The sequence below is a fragment of the Pseudogulbenkiania ferrooxidans 2002 genome (genome assembly GCF_000174355.1).
Taxonomy (GTDB): Bacteria; Pseudomonadota; Gammaproteobacteria; order Burkholderiales; family Chromobacteriaceae; genus Pseudogulbenkiania; species Pseudogulbenkiania ferrooxidans.
Genome location: NZ_ACIS01000003.1, coordinates 253,641 through 271,558, shown reverse-complemented (window position 1 = coordinate 271,558; position 17,918 = coordinate 253,641). Strand labels below are relative to the sequence as shown.

Annotated in this window: 20 protein-coding genes; 7 read left to right on the top strand and 13 right to left on the bottom strand. The window is 66.2% G+C overall.

The features are described from left to right. The first annotated feature begins 93 nt into the window (after positions 1 to 93). On the top strand, positions 94 to 606 hold the full coding sequence (locus FURADRAFT_RS06350) for a GNAT family N-acetyltransferase (RefSeq protein ID WP_008953307.1): 513 nt from the start codon (positions 94 to 96) through the stop codon (positions 604 to 606). Between the two features lie 116 nt (positions 607 to 722). Here FURADRAFT_RS06350 and FURADRAFT_RS06345 read toward each other — a convergent pair whose 3' ends face one another. The 11 genes from FURADRAFT_RS06345 to purM all read right to left on the bottom strand — a co-directional run bounded on the left by FURADRAFT_RS06345 (position 723) and on the right by purM (position 10,916). After that, on the bottom strand, positions 723 to 905 hold the full coding sequence (locus FURADRAFT_RS06345; RefSeq protein ID WP_008953306.1) for a hypothetical protein: 183 nt from the start codon (positions 903 to 905) through the stop codon (positions 723 to 725). A gap of 178 nt (positions 906 to 1,083) precedes the next feature. Further along, positions 1,084 to 2,328, bottom strand: a complete 1,245-nt coding sequence (locus FURADRAFT_RS06340; RefSeq protein WP_008953305.1) for a uracil-xanthine permease family protein — start codon at positions 2,326 to 2,328, stop codon at positions 1,084 to 1,086. A 48-nt stretch (positions 2,329 to 2,376) separates the two neighbouring features. Next, positions 2,377 to 3,015, bottom strand: coding sequence for a hypothetical protein (locus tag FURADRAFT_RS06335; protein ID WP_008953304.1), 639 nt, complete (start codon positions 3,013 to 3,015; stop codon positions 2,377 to 2,379). Positions 3,016 to 3,092: 77 nt separating this feature from the next. After that, the gene (upp, locus tag FURADRAFT_RS06330) at positions 3,093 to 3,725 is read right to left on the bottom strand and encodes a uracil phosphoribosyltransferase (protein WP_008953303.1); all 633 of its coding nucleotides are present in this window, start codon (positions 3,723 to 3,725) and stop codon (positions 3,093 to 3,095) included. A gap of 136 nt (positions 3,726 to 3,861) precedes the next feature. Next, entirely contained in the window at positions 3,862 to 4,689 is an 828-nt protein-coding gene (locus FURADRAFT_RS06325) for an EAL domain-containing protein (protein ID WP_008953302.1), read from the bottom strand. Positions 4,690 to 4,812: 123 nt separating this feature from the next. After that, positions 4,813 to 5,133, bottom strand: coding sequence for a Grx4 family monothiol glutaredoxin (gene grxD, locus FURADRAFT_RS06320; RefSeq protein WP_008953301.1), 321 nt, complete (start codon positions 5,131 to 5,133; stop codon positions 4,813 to 4,815). Between the two features lie 93 nt (positions 5,134 to 5,226). Beyond that, a complete protein-coding gene (locus FURADRAFT_RS06315; RefSeq protein ID WP_008953300.1) occupies positions 5,227 to 6,609 on the bottom strand; it encodes a chloride channel protein in 1,383 nt (460 codons plus the stop codon). Positions 6,610 to 6,694: 85 nt separating this feature from the next. Continuing rightward, on the bottom strand, positions 6,695 to 7,948 hold the full coding sequence (locus tag FURADRAFT_RS06310) for an RsmB/NOP family class I SAM-dependent RNA methyltransferase (RefSeq protein WP_408003237.1): 1,254 nt from the start codon (positions 7,946 to 7,948) through the stop codon (positions 6,695 to 6,697). Between the two features lie 13 nt (positions 7,949 to 7,961). Then, the gene (locus FURADRAFT_RS06305) at positions 7,962 to 9,092 is read right to left on the bottom strand and encodes a DUF3108 domain-containing protein (protein WP_040652470.1); all 1,131 of its coding nucleotides are present in this window, start codon (positions 9,090 to 9,092) and stop codon (positions 7,962 to 7,964) included. Positions 9,093 to 9,142: 50 nt separating this feature from the next. After that, a complete protein-coding gene (gene purN / locus FURADRAFT_RS06300) occupies positions 9,143 to 9,778 on the bottom strand; it encodes a phosphoribosylglycinamide formyltransferase (protein ID WP_008953297.1) in 636 nt (211 codons plus the stop codon). Between the two features lie 100 nt (positions 9,779 to 9,878). Continuing rightward, positions 9,879 to 10,916 carry a phosphoribosylformylglycinamidine cyclo-ligase gene (purM, locus tag FURADRAFT_RS06295; RefSeq protein WP_008953296.1) on the bottom strand — a complete coding sequence of 346 codons (1,038 nt, stop codon included), beginning with the start codon at positions 10,914 to 10,916 and terminating at the stop codon, positions 9,879 to 9,881. 562 nt (positions 10,917 to 11,478) lie between these two features. On the opposite strand from purM, the gene hda reads away from it, so the two are divergent. The 3 genes from hda (at position 11,479) to FURADRAFT_RS06280 (ending at position 13,930) form a co-directional block, all read left to right on the top strand. Continuing rightward, positions 11,479 to 12,153, top strand: a complete 675-nt coding sequence (gene hda, locus FURADRAFT_RS06290) for a DnaA regulatory inactivator Hda (RefSeq protein WP_008953295.1) — start codon at positions 11,479 to 11,481, stop codon at positions 12,151 to 12,153. Then, positions 12,150 to 12,818, top strand: a complete 669-nt coding sequence (locus tag FURADRAFT_RS06285; RefSeq protein WP_008953294.1) for a histidinol-phosphatase — start codon at positions 12,150 to 12,152, stop codon at positions 12,816 to 12,818. The genes hda and FURADRAFT_RS06285 overlap by 4 nt, the downstream gene beginning before the upstream one ends. 242 nt (positions 12,819 to 13,060) lie before the next feature. Then, positions 13,061 to 13,930 (top strand): ATP-binding protein, encoded by an 870-nt coding sequence (locus tag FURADRAFT_RS06280; protein ID WP_008953293.1) that lies wholly within the window; start codon positions 13,061 to 13,063, stop codon positions 13,928 to 13,930. Between the two features lie 156 nt (positions 13,931 to 14,086). On the opposite strand, the gene FURADRAFT_RS06275 is transcribed toward FURADRAFT_RS06280, so the two are convergent. Continuing rightward, complete coding sequence (locus tag FURADRAFT_RS06275) at positions 14,087 to 14,713, bottom strand: dihydrofolate reductase family protein (protein ID WP_008953292.1); 627 nt, start codon at positions 14,711 to 14,713, stop codon at positions 14,087 to 14,089. 81 nt (positions 14,714 to 14,794) lie between these two features. Then, positions 14,795 to 15,424 (bottom strand): dihydrofolate reductase family protein, encoded by a 630-nt coding sequence (locus FURADRAFT_RS06270; RefSeq protein WP_008953291.1) that lies wholly within the window; start codon positions 15,422 to 15,424, stop codon positions 14,795 to 14,797. Positions 15,425 to 15,615: 191 nt separating this feature from the next. On the opposite strand from FURADRAFT_RS06270, the gene FURADRAFT_RS06265 reads away from it, so the two are divergent. The 3 genes from FURADRAFT_RS06265 to FURADRAFT_RS20100 all read left to right on the top strand — a co-directional run bounded on the left by FURADRAFT_RS06265 (position 15,616) and on the right by FURADRAFT_RS20100 (position 17,751). Next, a complete protein-coding gene (locus FURADRAFT_RS06265) occupies positions 15,616 to 16,557 on the top strand; it encodes a Nudix family hydrolase (protein WP_008953290.1) in 942 nt (313 codons plus the stop codon). Then, the gene (locus tag FURADRAFT_RS06260) at positions 16,554 to 16,979 is read left to right on the top strand and encodes a hypothetical protein (RefSeq protein ID WP_008953289.1); all 426 of its coding nucleotides are present in this window, start codon (positions 16,554 to 16,556) and stop codon (positions 16,977 to 16,979) included. The genes FURADRAFT_RS06265 and FURADRAFT_RS06260 overlap by 4 nt, the downstream gene beginning before the upstream one ends. A 409-nt stretch (positions 16,980 to 17,388) precedes the next feature. Beyond that, complete coding sequence (locus FURADRAFT_RS20100; protein WP_160165309.1) at positions 17,389 to 17,751, top strand: lysozyme inhibitor LprI family protein; 363 nt, start codon at positions 17,389 to 17,391, stop codon at positions 17,749 to 17,751. Positions 17,752 to 17,918: the final 167 nt, after the last annotated feature.

Below are 17,918 nucleotides of genomic sequence, written 5' to 3'. Positions count from 1 at the left end.
GGGCGGGACGCGGTTTTTATGTCATGGTCGAACGCCGGGCTGGCGCGGCGCGACCCGCGGCGTTGCCCGCTGTTCCCTTCTCGAGGAGATGCCATGAGCTACCCCATCCGCCGTGCCGACGTCGCCGACGCCCCCGCCTTGCAGGCCCTGTTCAGCTGTCCCTCGGTGGTGCGCAATTCGCTGCAGCTGCCGTATCCCTCGCTGTCGCACTGGCAGACGCGCCTGGCCGAGCTGCCGGACAGCACGCACGCGCTGGTGGCGTGCGACGCGGAGGACCGTGCCATCGCCTATGGCGCCGTGATGCGTCCGCCGCAGCTGCGCCGCGCCCACACCGCCTCGCTGGCGCTGGCGGTGCACGAAGACTGGCAAGGCAAAGGGGTGGGGCGCTGGTTGCTGGGGGCGCTGCTGGAGTACGCCGACAACTGGCTGGGACTGACCCGGCTCGAACTGCACGTCTACGCCGACAACGAGCGGGCCATCGCGCTGTACCGACAGCTGGGGTTCGAGGAGGAGGGGCGCCTGCGTGCCGATTCGTTCCGCGACGGCGAGTTCGTCGACGGCCTGCTGATGGCTCGCCTGCGCGGTCCTCTGTGTGGGCGTAGCTGAGGCGCCAGCGGCCAGCACCGGGCCGTCGGGGGGAACCGTCCGCCCCAGCGCCCGAGGCACAAAAAAAGCGCCATCGAACCGTGGCGCCAATACTGACGGAGGAGAAAGACAGGAGGTCAGCGCTTGCCGAAATGGTAGGGCGACAGGCGATAGAACGGGTTCATCGGATGGTAGCCGGCGTAGGCCTTGCGCTGCTCGGCAAAGCGCGCCCGCAGCGTGCCGCCGAGGAAGGCCAGTGCGCCGCCCAGCATCGGCAGCAGCAGGAAATAGAGCAGGCAGAAAGCGATCAGGGTACGCATGGCGGGGCTCCTTCGATTGACTGGATACATTGTTCCAGCCTGACACGCCAGAGTCGTTCACGATCAGGACATTGTTATTGTGCATTGCGACATTTTTCCGGGTGGCCCGGCGTGACCATGAAAAAACCCGCCTCGTTGCCGGGGCGGGTTGGCGTTGTCAGGTTGGTCGAAGCCGCTGTTACAGGTCCTGTCCCTCGACGATGCCGTCGTGGGTGGCGGCGTGGCGCGGCAGGATCAGGTTCAGCACGATCGCCAGCAGCGAGCACAAGCCGACACCGGCGAGCCCGAACGAGCCCAGCTTGATCTCCAGGCCGCCGATGCCGGCGGTCAGCACCACCGAGATGATCACCAGGTTGCGCGGCTCCATCAGGTCGACCTTGGCTTCGATCAGCGTCTTCAGGCCGATCGAGGCGATGGTGCCGAACAGCAGCACCATGATGCCGCCCATCACCGGCATCGGGATCGACTGCAGCAGCGCGTTGAACTTGCCGAAGAACGCCATGGCGATGGCGAACAGCGCCGCCCAGGTCATCACCACCGGGTTGAAGTTGCGCGTGATCATCACCGCGCCGGTCACCTCGGCGTAAGTCGTCACCGGAGGCCCGCCGATCAGGCCGGCCAGGCACACGCCCAGGCCGTCGCCGGACAGTGTGCGGTGCAGGCCCGGGCTCTTGGTGTAGTCACGGCCGGTGACGCCGCCGATCGCCATCACGCCGCCGATGTGCTCGATGGCCGGGGCGATCGCCACCGGCAGCATGAACAGCGCCGCCGCCCAGTTCACCTCCGGGCTGTGGAATTGCGGCACGGCGAACCACGGCGCGTTGGCCAGCTTGGCGAAGTCGACCACGCCCAGCAGTGCGGCGACGATGTAGCCGACGGTGACGCCGGCCAGGATCGGCACCAGCTTGAACATGCCGCGCGCGAAGATTGACACCACGATGGTGGTGGCGAGTGATACCGCAGCCAGCAGCAGCGAGGTCTCGTACGGCATCACCTGCTGGCCGCCGGCACGGCCCATCGCCATGTTCGACGCGGCGTTCGCCACCGAGAGGCCGATGATCATGATCACCGGGCCGATCACCACCGGCGGCAGCAGGCGGTTGACCAGCTCCATGCCGCGCCATTTGACGATGGCGGCGAACACGAAATACATGAAGCCGGCGCAGAACAGGCCGAACATGGTGGCGCCTATGCCCCAGGTCTGCATCGAGTAGATGATCGGTCCGATGAAGGCGAACGAGGAGCCGAGGAAGATCGGCACCTGGCGGCCGGTGCACAGCTGGAACAGCAGGGTGCCGACGCCGGCACCGAGCAGGGCCATGGCCGGATTGAGGCCGGTCAGTAGCGGGACCAGAACCAGTGCGCCGAAGGCGACGAACAGGATCTGGGCACCCGAGACGGCCAGTTTTACATGCTGGAACATGATGGATTTTTCCTTGTTATGCAAATGGCGCGGCAGCCGCGCCGGGCGTTAGACGGTGCAGTACATGACCGCCTGGGCGATGATGTTGTTCTGGTCCGCGGCGAGCCGGCTGTGGCGGCGGAATTCGCGCACCATCTCCTGCACGCGCTGGTAGGTGGCGTAGTTGGGGCGCGCCTGGTAGGCGATGTCGATGCCCAGTCTGGCGGCCAGCGTCTTGATGGTGGTGGGCTTGATGCACACGTGCCGCTCGGGGTCGCTGTAGGCCAGGAAGCAGGTGACGATCGGCCATTTGGCGGCGTTCGCGTTCTTGTCGTGGCGGCATAACGACAGTGCATCGACGAAATGCTCGAAGCTTGCCGGGCCGAAACAGAACAGCACGTCGTGCAGGGCCTGCACGAAGGCCGGGTGCACGTCGCCAAATCCCAGGTAATTGCGGAACGCCATCTTCTCGAAGGTGCTGACCGTGCTGCAACGGCCGATGATCTGGCGGCAGGCTTCCGTGATTTGGGCGTAACGGCCCTGCGCGATCGCCCGCGCCAGTGCTGGCTGCGTCAGTTCCTGCTGGCACAGTGCGATCACCGTGTTCACGCTGCGGTGCTTCTTGCCCAGCTCCAGCCAGGCCGGATCGCTCAGCCCAGCGGGAAACCGCAGCAGAAAATCGTGGTCAATCTGCCGGAACCTGTCCATGCCTCGCCTCCTGTGTCGCGCCCAATCTCGACACGATGCCGCCGGGACGAGCGCTCGGCGGCGGCGTGTCGGGGGAATCAGCCGTGCTTGGTGCCGAAGATCTTGTCGCCGGCGTCGCCCAGGCCGGGGATGATGTAGCCGTGCTCGTTGAGGTGGCTGTCGAGCGAGGCGGCGACGATCTGCACGTCGGGATGGGCCTCGTTCACCACCTTCACGCCTTCCGGTGCCGCCACCATCACCACCGCCTTGATCTGCTTGCAGCCCTTGCGCTTCAACAGGTCGATGGTGGCGACCATCGAGCCGCCGGTGGCCAGCATCGGGTCGATGATGATGGCGATGCGCTCGTCGAGGCTGTCGACGAACTTGTCGAAGTAGGGCACCGGTTCCAGCGTTTCCTCGTTGCGGTACAGCCCGACCACGCTGATTTTGGCCGACGGCACCAGGTCGAGCACGCCGTCGAGCATGCCGAGGCCGGCGCGCAGGATCGGTACCACGGTGACCTTCTTGCCCTTGATCTGCTGCACCTCGATCGGACCGCACCAGCCCTCGATGGTGACGGTTTCCAGCTCGAAGTCGCGGGTGGCCTCGTAGGCCAGCAGGCGTGCCAGTTCCTGGGTCAGCTGGCGGAATTTCATGGTGCTGATGGCGCCTTCGCGCAGCAGCCCGAGCTTGTGCTGCACCAGCGGGTGGTGCACTACGGTGATGTTCATGCGGCTTCCTTCGCTCGTGAAAAAACAGCCGGGTCGTCCCGTTTCGGGATACCGGCTGTTTGGCATTGTGTCCGTGAACGGCAGGGTCGCTGCCGTTCACGCGGGATTAAACGGGTGTTTACACCATGCCGCGATTTTAGCCCTTTTCCCACTGGTAAATCCACGGCAACAAGCCTTCCGCGGGCAGCGGGGCCGAGCACAGGTAGCCTTGCACCGCATCGCAGCCCAGTTCGCTCAGGAGCGCCAGGTCGGCGCTCTCCTCGATCCCCATGGCCACCGTGAACAGGCCGTGCCGCTGCGCCAGGAGCAGGTTCTCCTGCAGGATGGCGCGCAGGTGAGGATTGCTGCCGGCGCCGTGCACGAAGGCGCGGTCGATCTTCATCGTCGAGAAGTGCTCGCCGTTGAGGCGCGTCGCCAGGCCGCTGCCGATGCCGTATTCGTCGACGGCCACGCCGAAACCGCGCTCACGCAGCTGGCCGAGCTGCGGTTCGGCCAACTCCCAGTGCTGGCGCAGGGTGTTTTCCGACAGCTCAAGGATCAGGCTGGAGGACGGCAGGCCGGCGATGCGGCACTTGCTTTCCAGCAGCCCCGGCAGGTTGCGGTCGGTGAGCGACAGGGCGGACAGGTTGATCGACACCGTGAGCTGACGGCCGTGATCGAGCCAGTCGCGGCAGGCGTACAGCGACTTTTCCAGGATCAGTTCGGTCAGTTCGCGGATCATGCCGCGCTCTTCCATGATCGGCACGAAGGTCACCGGCGACAGCACCCCGAGTGCGGGATGGCGCCAGCGCGCCAGGGCCTCGACTCCGAGTACCTTGCGCGAACGCAGCTCGACCACCGGCTGGAAGTAGGGCACCAGCTGGTCGTTGACCAGCGCCCGCCAGATTTCGTCGATGGACATGGCGCTGGCAGACATCAGACGCTCGGTGGCGTCGTCTTGATAGGGCAGAAATTCGTCAGTCATGGCGTCAGTCGATGCGGGAGGCACATACAAGCTTTTCATTATATGACGAATGAAAAACCCTGTCTGGTGCGGGCAACAAAAAACCCGGCGCGGCGACCGGGTTGTGGCGTCTCAGGCGCATGGTCACGCCTGGGCGATATCCTTCAGCAGTTCCTGCAGTTCGCCGGACTGGAACATCTCGTACATGATGTCCGAGCCGCCGATGAATTCACCCTTGACGTAGAGCTGCGGAATGGTCGGCCAGTTGGAGAAGTCCTTGATGCCCTGGCGGATTTCCGGATTCTGCAGCACGTCGACGGTCATAAAGTCGTCCACGCCGCAGGCCTTGACGATCTGCACGGCGCGCGCGGAGAAGCCGCACTGCGGGAACTGGGCCGAGCCCTTCATGAACAGTACGACCGGGCTGCTGGTGACGGTTTGCTTGATGGTTTCCTGGATATCCATGGATGGCAGAATCCTTGCGTTGGTTGAGGCTGGCGCTCCGGAACAGGCAACCCTGTCTGGCGACGCAATACCCGAGCGTTTCAATAGGTTATTTTACGGTCCGGCTGGCGGCGGGTCAATTTGCGCGCGGACACGGCGCTCATCTTGTCGCACCGACGGCGGCATGAACCCTTCCGACAACTGATGGTACAGCGCGGGACTGATGCGGGCGCTGATGAAGCGTGCCAGCACGCAGGCCGCCATCAGGCTGATCACCATGCCATGGTTGTCGATCATTTCCATCATGATGATGGCCGAGGTGAGCGGTGCCTGCGTCACCGCGGCGAGGAAGCTCGCCATGCACAGGGCGATGATGACGTGCTGGCCGGCGAGCGGAAAGAACCAGCTCGCCAAGTCGTTGCCGATGCCGGCGCCGACCGCCAGCGAGGGGGCGAAGATGCCGCCCGGCACGCCCATGAAGTAGGTGACCAGGGTGGCGCCGAAGCGCAGGATAGGCGCATGCCAAGGTAAGGTGGCGCTGCCGTCGATCAGGTGCGAGGTGGCGGCGTAGCCGCTGCCGAACGAGCTGCCGCCGCTCAGCCAGCCCATCAGCGCCAGCAGCAGCCCGCACAGTCCGGCGAAGCGCACCGGGTGGGCGGCGCGCCAGCGCCACAGGCGGCACCCGGCGTAGCGTTGCGGCCACAGCATGGCACGGCTGAACAACGCGCCCAGCAGGCCGCAGCCAATGCCGCAGACGATGATCGGCGTGACGATGGCGCTGCTCAGCGCCGGGATGTGCAGCGAGCCGAAGTAGCTGTAATTGCCCAGCAGCGAGATCGCCATCAGGCCGGAGAGGATGATGGTGGACAGCAGCACGCCGCTGGTGCGCGACTCGAGGCGCCGTCCCATTTCCTCCACCGCGAACACGATCCCCGCCAGCGGGGTATTGAAGGCGGCGGCGATGCCGGCGGAACTGCCCGCCAGGATCAGATCCTGCGGCCGGATGGCGCGGCCGTGCGGCAGCCAGCGGTGCGCGGCGTGCATGATGCTGGCCGCCACTTGCACCGACGGCCCTTCGCGCCCGGCCGAGATGCCGCCCAGCAAGCCGAAACAGCCGACCAGGATCTTGCCCAGGGCGATGCGCAGCGAAACCAGCTGGTGTACCGGCTGGCGCTCGCTGCTCAGGCGGATCGCGGCGATGGCCTGCGGAATGCCGCTGCCCTGGCTGCCGGGAAAGTAGCGCCGGGTCAGCCACACCGCCAGCATCGGCACCACCACCGGCAGCAGCCAGGCGCACAGCGGGTTGAACGCCACCAGGCGCAGGAAGGCGTGCTGGGCTTGCTCGGACAGCACCGCGAAGCCCGCCACCACCAGCCCGGCGAGCGCGGCGGTGAGCCAGAGGGTGAGGCGGGTACGCCAGCGGAAGTGGTTGATCAGGTCGTGCAGCAGCACCAGGCGGCGGTCGCGGCGGCGCCATTGGGGGGCGATATATGACATGGTGGTCGAATAACGCAGGCCGCCTCGCGGGCGGCCTGTTGTCGGGCGGGTGGATGAAAACCTATATCAGGGTTTCATCATAGACTCACGGCTTTTGTTTGGCCAGCACGGCGGCGAAGAAGCCGTCGGTGTTGTGACGGTCCGGACGCAACGCCAGGTAGTCGCCCATCTCCAGCGGAATCTTCTGTTCCGCCAGCACGTCCGACACCGGCACCAGCGTGAAGTCGGGGTGCTCGGCCAGGAAGGCTTCGACGATGGCCTGGTTTTCCTGCGGCAACAGGCTGCAGGTGGCGTAGACCAGGCGTCCGCCGGCCTTCACCAGGCGGCTCGCCGAGGCGAGGATGGAGGCCTGCTTGGCGTTGAGTTCGGCCACGCTCTCCGGGCTCTGGCGGAATTTCAGGTCGGGGTTGCGGCGCAAGGTGCCGAGGCCGGAGCAGGGGGCGTCCACCAGCACGCGGTCGGCCTTCCCGGCCAGGCGCTTGACGCGGGTGTCGTTCTCGTGCGCGATCAGCTGCGGATGCACGTTGGACAGGCCGGAGCGGGCCTGGCGCGGCTTGAAGTTGGCGAGGCGCTTTTCCGACACGTCGAAGGCGTAGAGGCGACCGGTGGAGGCCATCTGTGCGCCCAAGAGCAGCGTTTTGCCGCCGGCGCCGGCGCAGAAGTCCACCACCATCTCGCCGCGGCGCGCGCCGGTGATCAGGCCCAGGAGCTGGCTGCCTTCGTCCTGCACCTCGATGCTGCCGTCCTTGAACAGCGGGTGGCGGTTGAGCGCCGGCTTGCCCTTGAGGCGGATGCCGATGGGCGAAAACGGCGTCGGTTCGGCCTCGAAGCCGTCGCGGCGCAAGGCCAGCAGGGCGTCGTCGCGCTTCATCTTCAGGGTGTTGACGCGCAGGTCGAGCGGCGCGCTCTCGATCATGCCGCGTCCCAGCGCGATGATCTGTTCCGGGGTGTCTTCGGCCAACCTTTCGATCACCCAGGCCGGCAGTTCGGCCTGCACCGCCAGTTCGTCCGGCAGCGTCTTGCCCTTGAGCTCGGCCACCCAGTTGCGTTCCTCTTCCTTCAGGCTGCCGCCGAATTCCTTCAGGTTGAGCCCGCGCACGCGCGCCAGCGTGGCCAGCGCGAGACGGCGCGGGGTGGGCTTCTGCGGTGCGATCACCGCCTTGAGCTGGCTGAAGCGGCGCAGGCAGGCGAAGGCGGTTTCGGCGATGACGTGGCGGTCGTTGGCGCCGAGATTGGCGTGCTCGCGGAAGTAGGCGCTCAGCACGGCGTCGGCGGGACGGTCGAAGCGGACCATCTTGCCGAGCACGGTTTCGATGTGGAAGAGCTGGGTCTGGTTGATCATCGTGGTTCCGTTAGGGGTTTTCCGACAGAGACCAGACGGTCTTGCCGTTGATGTCGATGCGGCGGGCGCGCTGGTCCAGTGTCTTGTCCTTGTCGATGCGCAGGATGCGCACCGGCAGGTTGGCAAAGTCCGGCGCCAGCCAGAATTCGGTCACGTCGTCGCCGTTCTTGGCGCGGAACACGACCACGCGCAGCGTGCCGTGGTCGGGCGGGTAGCGGGTTTCGCCACCCGGCGCCAGCGGGTAGTCGTACACCTTCTTGCCGGTGGTGATGCGTTGTTGCGGCGGCAGCAGGCTGCCGCCGGTCAGCGCCAGCTGGTAGCCCAGGCTCAGGATGTCCTGCGTGCCCGGGGCGAGTTCGGCCTGCTTGTCGCCGTGGTCGCCGTAGGCGAGGGTGTTGGCGCTCCAGTCGAAGCGTGCCGATTCGCGTTCGCTGTCGCCGCGCCAGGCCTGGTAGGCGAGCGGAGTCAGCCCGCGCTTGCCGACGCTGCCGCGCGACTGGTAGCGCAGGTGGGGGCCGATGATCGGCGTCAGGCGCGCGTCCAGGGTGTAGTTGGCGCCGCTGCGTTGCCAACTGATCTCGCCGTGGCCGGCCATCAGGCTGCCGTAGTAGATCTGGTAGTCGACGCGCGAGTTGTCGGGAAAGCGGCGCGTCTTGGCGGCGCCCTTGGCTTCCAGAGCGCTGCTGTCGTCGGCTTGCGGCGGCGGTGCGGCGGGTTCGCTGTTGCCGTTGGCCTGCTGTTCCGCCGGCGGCGCGGCCGGGCTGGGCTCGGTGGTGGCCGGCGCGTCTTTGGCGGCGGGGGCTTCCGTGGCGGCGGCCAGCATGTCTTTGGCCGCTGGGGGCGCTTCGGCGACGGGGGCGGATGCGGCATCGGCGCGGTGCGCGACGCGGGCGCGGTGGTGGCGCTTGACGCCCGGGGTGTGCGCGGCCGGGACGGCCACCAGCCCGCTGGACGGGGCCGCGGCCGGCACGGGGCCGGCTTCCGGGGCCAGCGTCATCGCCTGCATCGCCACCGACAAGGGCTGCAGCTTGGCCGGTTCCGGCAGGCTCGCCGCGTGCGGCAGATGGCCTGACAGCAGCACGCCCAAGTGCAGCAGCAGCGAGAGCGCCAGTGCCAGCAGCAGGGGACGGTAGAGTCGCATGGCTATTCGAGCGGCGCGGGAGGCGGGACGTTCCCGCCAAGCGCCATGGCTCAGTTCAGGGAGGGCGAAATCAGCCATTGTCCGGCGTCCTGGGCGCGGCCTTTGACGCGGCCGTCGACGATGGCCAGCTCGCCGGCGACGAAGCGGCGCACCGCCTCCGGGTACAGCTGGTGCTCGATCTTCAGCACGCGCGCCGCCAGGGTGTCCTCGCTGTCGTCGTCCAGCACCGTCACCACCCCCTGCGCCACGATCGGACCGTGGTCGAGATCGGCAGTGACGAAGTGCACGGTGCAGCCGGCCACCTTGCAGCCCATGTCGATGGCGCGCTGGTGCGTGTGCAGGCCGGTGAACGAGGGCAGCAGCGAGGGGTGGATGTTCAGCATGCGGCCTTCGTAACGGCGCGTGAAGTCCGGGGTCAAAATGCGCATGAAGCCGGCCAGCACCACCAGGTCCGGGGCGTAGCCGTCGATCAGCTCGGCCAGCGCGGCATCGAACGCTTCGCGGCTGGCGAAGGCCTTGTGGTCGAGCGCGGCGGTGGGCACTCCGCGTTCGGCGGCCCAGGCGAGACCCGCGGCGTCGGGGCGGTTGCTGATCACCGCGGCGATGTTGGCACCGGGAATCTGCGCCTCGACGATGGCCTGCATGTTGGAGCCGCGCCCGGAAATCAAGATGACGATGTTTTTCATGGTGCTTGAACGTGGGCAAGCGTCCTTGCCGCAGTCAGTCTACCAAAGACAAACGCCGCCAGCCCGTCAGCCAGCGGCGTTGTGTTTCAAACGGGGACGCTCAGTTTACCTGGGTCTGGTGCTCGTCACCGTTGCGCGCGCGGATCACGCCGATGCGCGATACCGTTTCGCCCTGCTCGGTCAGGATGGCCGCGGCCTGGTCGGCGTCGGCGGCATCCAAGATCACCACCATGCCGATGCCGCAGTTGAAGGTGCGGTACATTTCCTGGGCGTCGACATTGCCTTCGGCCTGCAGCCACTGGAACAGCTTCGGCAGCTCCCAGCTCTTGGCGTCGATCTGCGCCACGGTGTTTTCCGGCAGTACGCGCGGCGTGTTCTCGGTGATGCCGCCGCCGGTGATGTGCGCCATGCCCTTGACGTTGAGCTGCTGCATCAGCGCCAAGAGCGGCTTCACGTAGATGCGGGTCGGAGCGATGATGGCTTCGCGCAGGGTCTTGCCGCCGTCGAACTCGGCGTCCAGTTCCGGCTGGGCGCGCTCGATGATCTTGCGCACCAGGCTGTAGCCGTTGGAGTGCACGCCGTTGGATTTCAGGCCCAGCACCACGTCGCCCGGCTTGATGTCGCGGCCGGTGATGACCTTGCTCTTTTCCACCACGCCGACGGCGAAACCGGCCAGGTCGTATTCGCCCACCGGGTACATGCCCGGCATCTCGGCGGTTTCACCGCCGATCAGCGCGCAACCGGCCTGCTCGCAACCTGCGGCGATGCCCTTGATCACGTCGGTGGCCTGGGGAACGTCGAGCTTGCCGCAGGCGAAGTAGTCGAGGAAGAACAGCGGCTCGGCACCCTGTACCAGGATGTCGTTGACGCTCATCGCCACCAGGTCGATGCCGACGGTGTCGTGCTTGTTCCAGTCGAAGGCGAGCTTGAGCTTGGTGCCGACGCCGTCGGTGCCGGAAACCAGTACCGGTTCCTGGTATTTCTTGGAGATTTCCACCAGTGCGCCGAAACCGCCGAGGCCGCCGAGGACTTCCGGGCGCATGGTGCGCTTGGCGAACGGCTTGATGTTTTCGACGAGCGCGTCGCCGGCGTCGATGTCGACGCCGGCATCACGGTAACTGAGGGACGTGGTGTTCAAGGTCAGCTCACTTTCTGTTCATAATCTTGCTGCGCGGCCCGGGTCTGGGCTGCTGCGCCGTGCGACAGCCTCATTGACCGGTTCAGTCAATTCCGGCGTCTGTGCTCTTCCCCCCGCGAGGCCCGCGCACAGAGGAGTCCGAGTCGGCGCCAGGCGCCGGTTTCAGCTCCCGGGAGGCGCTCGCCGGGTGAAACAAACCGATTGGGGTATCCGCCGGCAACGGGTTTTCCGGTCGCGGGCGAAAAAAAGCGCCTGTATTTTAACCGAATTTTGCCGGGAACGCTGCGGTGCCGCCGCTTTTTTGCCGTCGCGGACGCGCTGGGGCGTTGCGAGTGTGGCCTGCGGGTTTCGCGACCCCGTCGGATCAGCGTAAAATCAGGCTTTTGACGACTTGCAGCCTATTTCAGCAAGCGAGCGAGCCACAGCAGGTTGAGTGCTGCCAGCGCACAGGAACCGGAATGTACATGAAGTACATGAGGATTCCGAGCACTGCCGGCGCTCGAGATGCGAAGGCGCAGCCGCCTGATGAAATGGGCTACTTAATTCCGGCCCTGCGCTTATTTTGGACCAGCTGATTCTCGATCTCACGCCCACACCGCTTCCCGCCTTCGACAATTTCGTCGCCGAACGCAACCGGGAAGTGATCACGGCGCTCACCCATCCGGGCGACGAGCGGTTCATCTACCTCTGGGGCGAACCGGGTAGTGGCAAGACCCACCTGCTGCAGGCCTGGATCGCCCACGCCGAGACGCTGGGGCGCGCCTCGATCTACCTCGACGGCCAGCGCGAGCACCTGCCCGATTTCGCGCGCGAAGCCAGCTTCATCGCCGTCGACCACGTCGACGACCTGGCGCCGGACGACCAGATCACGCTGTTCTCGTTCTACAACTCGCTGAAAGAGGGCGGCGAGAGCCGCCTCTTGATGGCCGGGCGCCTGCCGCCGATGGCGCTGGTGGTGCGCGACGACCTGCGTACCCGCCTGGGCTGGGGCCTGGTGTTCGAGGTCAAGCCGTTGTCCGACGCCGACAAGTTGGCGGCCTTGCACGCCCACGCCGCCGAGCGTCAGCTGGCGATTCCCGACGACGTGTTCCGTTATCTGCTCACGCACTGGCGGCGCGACCTCTCCAGCCTGATCGGCATGCTCGATCTGCTCGACCGTTACTCGCTGGCGCTGCGCCGGCCGATTACCGTGCCGCTGGTCAAGAATATCCTTCACACCGCCCCAACGGAACCATGAACCTCGCCCTTTTCGATCTCGACAACACCCTCATCGCCGGCGACTCCGATACCGAGTGGCCGAAATTCCTGATCAAGCGCGGCCTGCTCGACCCCGAGCACCATGCGCGCCAGAACGACTACTTCTACGAACAGTACAAGGCCGGCACGCTCGACATCTACGAATTCCTCGACTTCCAGCTGCAGCCGCTGACGCGCTTCAGCCGCGAGGAACTGGCCGCGCTGCACGCCGACTACCTGGAAGAGCACATCAAGCCGATCATCCCGCAGAAGGCGCGCGAACTGCTGGCCGCGCACGAGGCGCAGGGTGATGTGGTGCTGATCATCACCGCCACCAACCGCTTCATCACCGGGCCGATCGCCGCCGAATTGGGCGTCGAGCACCTCATCGCGGTCGAGCTGGAAGTGGATGAGCACGGCCACTACACCGGCAAGCCCACCGGGGTGCCGAGCTACCAGGACGGCAAGATCACCCGCCTCAACGACTGGCTCGCCCAGCGCGGCGAAACGCTGGCGAGCTACGACCAGAGCTTCTTCTACAGCGACTCGCGCAACGACATCCCGCTGTTGTCCATCGTCAGCCACCCGGTGGCGGTCGACCCGGACGCCACGCTGCGCGCGCACGCCGAGGAAAAGGGCTGGCCGGTAATCACGCTGCGCGACTGAACATAAGGCGGCTGCTCCTGCGCGTCTCGAGCCGACGTTAGGATGGGTGGAGGCGGTAACCCATCAGTTGAGCGATGGGTTTCGCCTTGCTCCGCCCATCCTGCGTTTGGGGTCGCACTCCAACTGCTGTGACTCGCGCCGCGGCCGGAACCGTTTGTAAGATTAAGGCCGGGTAACCGGCCTTTTTTACGCCCTCCGTTTGCGCTTCGCCAGGCCAACCTTCAAGAGAAAGAACGAGACCCATGGACAAGCTGGAATCCTTCCTCACCCGCGCCGAAGCCCTGCTGGCGCGCCTCGAGCCGCTGCTGCCGCCAGCCCGCCCCGAGCCGGACTGGAGCGCCCGGGCCTTCCGCTGGCGCCGCCAGGGCATGGCGGGCTGGCTCGAAGCGCTGCCCGCGCCACATAGCGTGCGCCTCTCCGACCTTACCCACATCGACCGCCAACTCGCCCAGCTGGTGCGCAACACGCGCCAGTTCATCGAGCGCCGCCCAGCCAACAACGTGCTGTTGTCCGGCGCGCGCGGCACCGGCAAGTCGTCGCTGATCAAGGCGCTGCTGCCGGAGTTCGCCGAGCAGGGGCTGCGCCTGATCGAGGTCGACAAGGACCACCTCGCCGACCTCGCCCAGATCGTCGACCTGGTGGCCACCCGTTCCGAGCGTTTCATCCTGTTCTGCGACGACCTGTCGTTCGAGGAAGGCGACGACGGCTACAAGGCGCTCAAGACCGCGCTCGACGGCGGCCTGGCACGCCGTGCCGACAACCTCTTGGTGTACGCCACCTCCAACCGCCGCCACCTGCTGCCGGAGCGCATGAGCGAAAACCGCCAGACGCAGCAACACGACGGCGAAATCCACCCCGGCGAGGCGGTGGAGGAGAAGGTGTCGCTGTCTGACCGCTTCGGGCTGTGGCTGTCGTTCTACCCCTTCGACCAGCGCGCCTACCTCGCGGCGGTGGGGCAGTGGCTGCAGCACTTCGGGCTGGCGATGGACGCCGAGGCCGAGCGTGCGGCGCTGCAGTGGAGCCTGACGCGGGGCAGCCGTTCCGGACGGGTGGCATGGCAGTTTGCCTGCGACTGGGCGGGGCGCGGGGAGGAAGAGCGGCGGGCGGAGTAATAGCCCTCGTTGATTGACATTTTAGGATTGCATCCTTTTCTTATGACATTAAGGGTTTGCCGGGCGGGACCGGCAAGCCCAGCCAATCAGCCGCCTTCAAAAAGGTCTGCCTGCATTTAACGAGGCAATGCCGGGCTTCACTGTGTTCAGCCCAACCTACCCAGCCGCCCGGCAATAGCTATGTACCACCACTCCCGATGGAAACACTCGACTGTCCGTCAGCCGCAACACCGTTTTGTCGGGCGAGTCGGGAAACAGCCGCCGGCCGCTGCCGAGAAGCACCGGAAAGATCATGATGCGGTACTCGTCGACGAGATCGTGCGCCATCAGCGTGTGCACCAGCATTCGGCTGCCGATCACCAGCATCGGTCCACCCTCTTGCTGCTGGAGCCGGGCGATTTCCCCGGCGACGTCGCCGCCGATCACGTGGGCGTTGTTCCATTGCGGGTCGCGCAGCGTGGTGGAGACGACATGCTTGGGCATGGCGTTCATCTTGTCGGCGAACTGCTGCATCTCGCTGCGCTGCTCGGCCACCCGTTCCAGGTCCGGGTCGGCGCCGTGGCCGGGCTGCGAGCGTTGCGGCCAAGCGGCGGTGAACGATTCGTAGGTGATCCGCCCGATCAGCAGCGATTCGGCCTCGAGCACTTCGTCGAGCTTGTAGCGCAGCTGCTCGGGGCCCATGAAGTCGCGCACCCAGCCGCTGTGCGGGTGGCCGGGCTCGCCGTCGGGGGCTTCCATGACGCCGTCCAGCGTCACGAACTCGGATACGATGATCTTTCGCATGAGGGCTCCTTTTCGCGCCCGCCGCGAAGGCGTGGGCGCTTTTGATCGTCGCGCTCGCGTGGGCCTGGGACTGACCTGGCGTCAGCGCGGTGTGTCCGTAATGACCCGGTAGCTGAGGTGCGTGGCGAGCGGGGAGTGGCTCACCGCCGTCTGCTCGACCCGGAGCTGCTCAGGCGTGAGCGGCTCGAACAGCCGCGCTCCACCGCCGAGAAGCACCGGCGCGAGGTGCAGGGTGAACTCGTCGATCAGGCCGGCGGCGAGGTACTGGCGGATGGTGTTCGCACCGCCGGAGATGCGCACGTCCTTGCCGCCGGCGGCGGCGCGTGCCTGGGCGAGGGCGCTGTCGATGCCGTCGGTGACGAAGTAGAAGGTGGTGCCGCCGGGCCTCACCCACGGTTCGCGTGCGGTGTGCGTCAGCACGAACACCGGGGCGCGGAACGGCGCGTTCTCGGGCCAGCCGACTTCGCCTTCGTCGAACATGCGCCGGCCGAGCACGTAGGCGCCGGCGCGCTCGAACACGTGACGCACCAGCGCGTCGTCGGGCGAGCGCTCGCCGCCGCCGCTGCCGAGGCGTTCGTGGAAGGTGGCGGTCTGGAACATCCACTGGTGCAGGCCGAGGCCGCCGTCGCCCAGCGGGTTGTGCGGGTGGGCATGGGGCCCGGCGATGTAGCCGTCGAGCGAGACGGCAACGTCGAAGAATACTTTGCTCATGGGGCGATCTCCTGCGGCGCGGTTCGGCCATCGTTCAGCCTATGCCACGGCGGCGGCTTCGGCCAACCTTTCCGCGTGCGGCCTCGACCGAGCGGAGAATCCTGCTAGAACCGGTACTTATCCGCCCCGTCCGACACAAAGCCGCCCCGACGCGCTATCATTCCGGCCATCCATCGCTTTCCGGTTCCCCCATGCAGTCCGATCACAAAATTATTCCCGTCGTCGCCGGCGCGCTGATGCGCCCGGACGGCTCGTTCATGCTCGGCAGCCGCCCCGAAGGCAAGCCCTACGCCGGTTACTGGGAGTTTCCCGGCGGCAAGGTCGAGCCGGGTGAGGCGCCGTTCGCGGCGCTGGTGCGCGAATTCCACGAGGAGATGGGCATCACCGTCACCCACGCCACGCCGTGGCTGACCAAGGTGCATCACTACGAGCACGCCTCGGTGCACCTGACCTTCTACCGTATCTGGGCCTGGGAGGGCACACCGCAGCCGCACGAGGAGCAGGCCTTCGCCTGGCAGCAGCCGGGGCACTACACCGTGGGGCCGATGCTGCCGGCCAACGGGCCGATCCTGAAGTCGCTGGAGCTGCCGGACGTGTACGCCATCAGCTGCGCGCACGAGATCGGCATCGAGGCCTTTCTCGAGGCGCTGGAAGCGCGGCCCGAGCTGACGCTGATCCAGCTGCGCGAGCCGCAGCTGGGGCGCGACGAACTGGCGGCGCTGGCCGAGCGCGTGGCGGCCATCGTGCACCCGCGCGGCGGCAAGGTCGTGGTCAACGCCGACCCGGCCTGGCTGGCCGGCTGGCCGGTGGACGGCGTGCACCTGAACGGCAAGAGGTTGGCCGAAGCCACGGCGCGGCCGGCGTTCGCCTGGGTGGGGGCGTCGGTGCACTCGACCGCGGAATTGAACCAAGCCGCCGGGCTGGGGCTGGACTACGCCCTGCTGGGTCACGTCAAGGCCACCGCCAGCCATCCGGGCGCCGCGCCGCTGGGCTGGGACGGCTTCGAGTGCCGGCTGGCCGGCGGCACGCCGCTGCCGGTGTACGCGCTGGGTGGCCTGAGCGCCGCCGATCTGATCGATGCCCGCGCCCACGGCGCGCACGGTGTGGCGCTGATGCGAGGGGCGTGGCGATGACCCGCACGCAGCTGAAGTGGGCCACCATCGGCGTGGCGCTGGTGTTGCTGGGCGCGGTGAAGTTCGCGCTGATCAGCTGGTACCTGAGCCGTCCGGCGGAGGCAGCGGTGCAGGAGGTGGCGTGCGACCCGGCCGAGAGCAGCTGCCGTCTGCCCAACGGCATGCAGTTGCAGTTCGCCAGCCCGGCCAAATCGGGACAGCCGTTCCAGATCCGCCTCACCGGGGCGGCCAAGGAGGCGCCGGGAGCCGAGTTCAGCATGCGCGACATGGACATGGGCTTCAACCGCTATCGCTTCGTGGCCGCGCCGGGCGGCTGGCAGGCGCGCGTGACGCTGCCGATGTGCGTGAGCCAGCGCCAGGACTGGATCATGACGCTGGAGGTTGAAGGGCAGCGTTATCGCCTGCCGTTCCAGACATCGTGAGAGCTTAAGGCGTAGCAGGGGGTAATGCGCAGTGCCGTAACCCATCGTCAGCGCGTGATGGGTTGCGTTACGCTTCATTCATCCTACATAGACAAAAACGGGCCGTCTGGCCCGTTTCGTGTTTTTGCCGGATGGCTATCAGCGCAGCAGGAAGTCCAGCACCAGCCCGGCAAAGATGGCCGCGCCGACGCGGTTGTTGTCGAGGAAGGACTTGAAGCAGCGCTGGCGGCCGCGGCCGCGGATGGCTGCTGGCCCTCAATAGCACCGCCACCCCCTGCCCGGCAGGGTAGGTGATGCCGAGTCGGCCTCCTGACCCTCCTGTGCCATGAGTACTACGGAAAAATGCCAATGTATTTATTGGGCCAAGAGTGAAATAATGCGCGTCTTTATAACCCTAAGGATGTTTGCCATGAAGAAAATTTGGGTCGCCGTAATGCTGATGGTTTCTGTATCTTGTGCGAATGCCTTACCCTCTGCGGAGTTTCGCCTATGTGTGCAAAGGGCTGGCAGCAAGGATGTACAGCGCTCAGTATGTTATCAGCAGGAAATGGCTGTGCAGGATGCCCGACTAAACCGCGCTTACCAGGCGGTGATGAAAGGAAGCTCGTCTGTTGACAAAGTGGCATTACGTCAACATCAGCGCAGCTGGATACGGCAACGTGATAACGAATGCAAGGAAGAACTGGGTGGTGAGACAGTGATCAATTCCCGCTGTGTCATGGAAAAAACAGACCAGCGTGCCGATGAGCTGGAAAGTAAGCTTTCATACTGAGGGAGAATGAACAAAATCGTAGAGGGTGACGTCGGCGAGTTGATGTACCCGGGCGGTCCGTGCATGCTCGGCAGCCATATATTTAGGTACAGGTCCTTCGCATGGAAGTACACCGTGGGGCTGATGATGCCGGCTAGTGGCCGATCCTGACGTCGTTGAAACTGCCG

What these genes read in the sequence shown, in the direction of transcription:
- FURADRAFT_RS06275 (WP_008953292.1), bottom strand. Translation starts at nt 14,713, where the DNA reads ATGCGAAAGATCATCGTATCCGAGTTCGTGACGCTGGACGGCGTCATG.
- FURADRAFT_RS06285 (WP_008953294.1), top strand. Translation starts at nt 12,150, where the DNA reads ATGAACCTCGCCCTTTTCGATCTCGACAACACCCTCATCGCCGGCGAC.
- FURADRAFT_RS06350 (WP_008953307.1), top strand. Translation starts at nt 94, where the DNA reads ATGAGCTACCCCATCCGCCGTGCCGACGTCGCCGACGCCCCCGCCTTG.
- purN (WP_008953297.1), bottom strand. Translation starts at nt 9,778, where the DNA reads ATGAAAAACATCGTCATCTTGATTTCCGGGCGCGGCTCCAACATGCAG.
- FURADRAFT_RS06305 (WP_040652470.1), bottom strand. Translation starts at nt 9,092, where the DNA reads ATGCGACTCTACCGTCCCCTGCTGCTGGCACTGGCGCTCTCGCTGCTG.
- upp (WP_008953303.1), bottom strand. Translation starts at nt 3,725, where the DNA reads ATGAACATCACCGTAGTGCACCACCCGCTGGTGCAGCACAAGCTCGGG.
- FURADRAFT_RS20100 (WP_160165309.1), top strand. Translation starts at nt 17,389, where the DNA reads ATGAAGAAAATTTGGGTCGCCGTAATGCTGATGGTTTCTGTATCTTGT.
- FURADRAFT_RS06280 (WP_008953293.1), top strand. Translation starts at nt 13,061, where the DNA reads ATGGACAAGCTGGAATCCTTCCTCACCCGCGCCGAAGCCCTGCTGGCG.
- FURADRAFT_RS06270 (WP_008953291.1), bottom strand. Translation starts at nt 15,424, where the DNA reads ATGAGCAAAGTATTCTTCGACGTTGCCGTCTCGCTCGACGGCTACATC.
- FURADRAFT_RS06335 (WP_008953304.1), bottom strand. Translation starts at nt 3,015, where the DNA reads ATGGACAGGTTCCGGCAGATTGACCACGATTTTCTGCTGCGGTTTCCC.
- FURADRAFT_RS06315 (WP_008953300.1), bottom strand. Translation starts at nt 6,609, where the DNA reads ATGTCATATATCGCCCCCCAATGGCGCCGCCGCGACCGCCGCCTGGTG.
- FURADRAFT_RS06340 (WP_008953305.1), bottom strand. Translation starts at nt 2,328, where the DNA reads ATGTTCCAGCATGTAAAACTGGCCGTCTCGGGTGCCCAGATCCTGTTC.
- FURADRAFT_RS06345 (WP_008953306.1), bottom strand. Translation starts at nt 905, where the DNA reads ATGCGTACCCTGATCGCTTTCTGCCTGCTCTATTTCCTGCTGCTGCCG.
- FURADRAFT_RS06325 (WP_008953302.1), bottom strand. Translation starts at nt 4,689, where the DNA reads ATGACTGACGAATTTCTGCCCTATCAAGACGACGCCACCGAGCGTCTG.
- FURADRAFT_RS06260 (WP_008953289.1), top strand. Translation starts at nt 16,554, where the DNA reads ATGACCCGCACGCAGCTGAAGTGGGCCACCATCGGCGTGGCGCTGGTG.
- grxD (WP_008953301.1), bottom strand. Translation starts at nt 5,133, where the DNA reads ATGGATATCCAGGAAACCATCAAGCAAACCGTCACCAGCAGCCCGGTC.
- FURADRAFT_RS06265 (WP_008953290.1), top strand. Translation starts at nt 15,616, where the DNA reads ATGCAGTCCGATCACAAAATTATTCCCGTCGTCGCCGGCGCGCTGATG.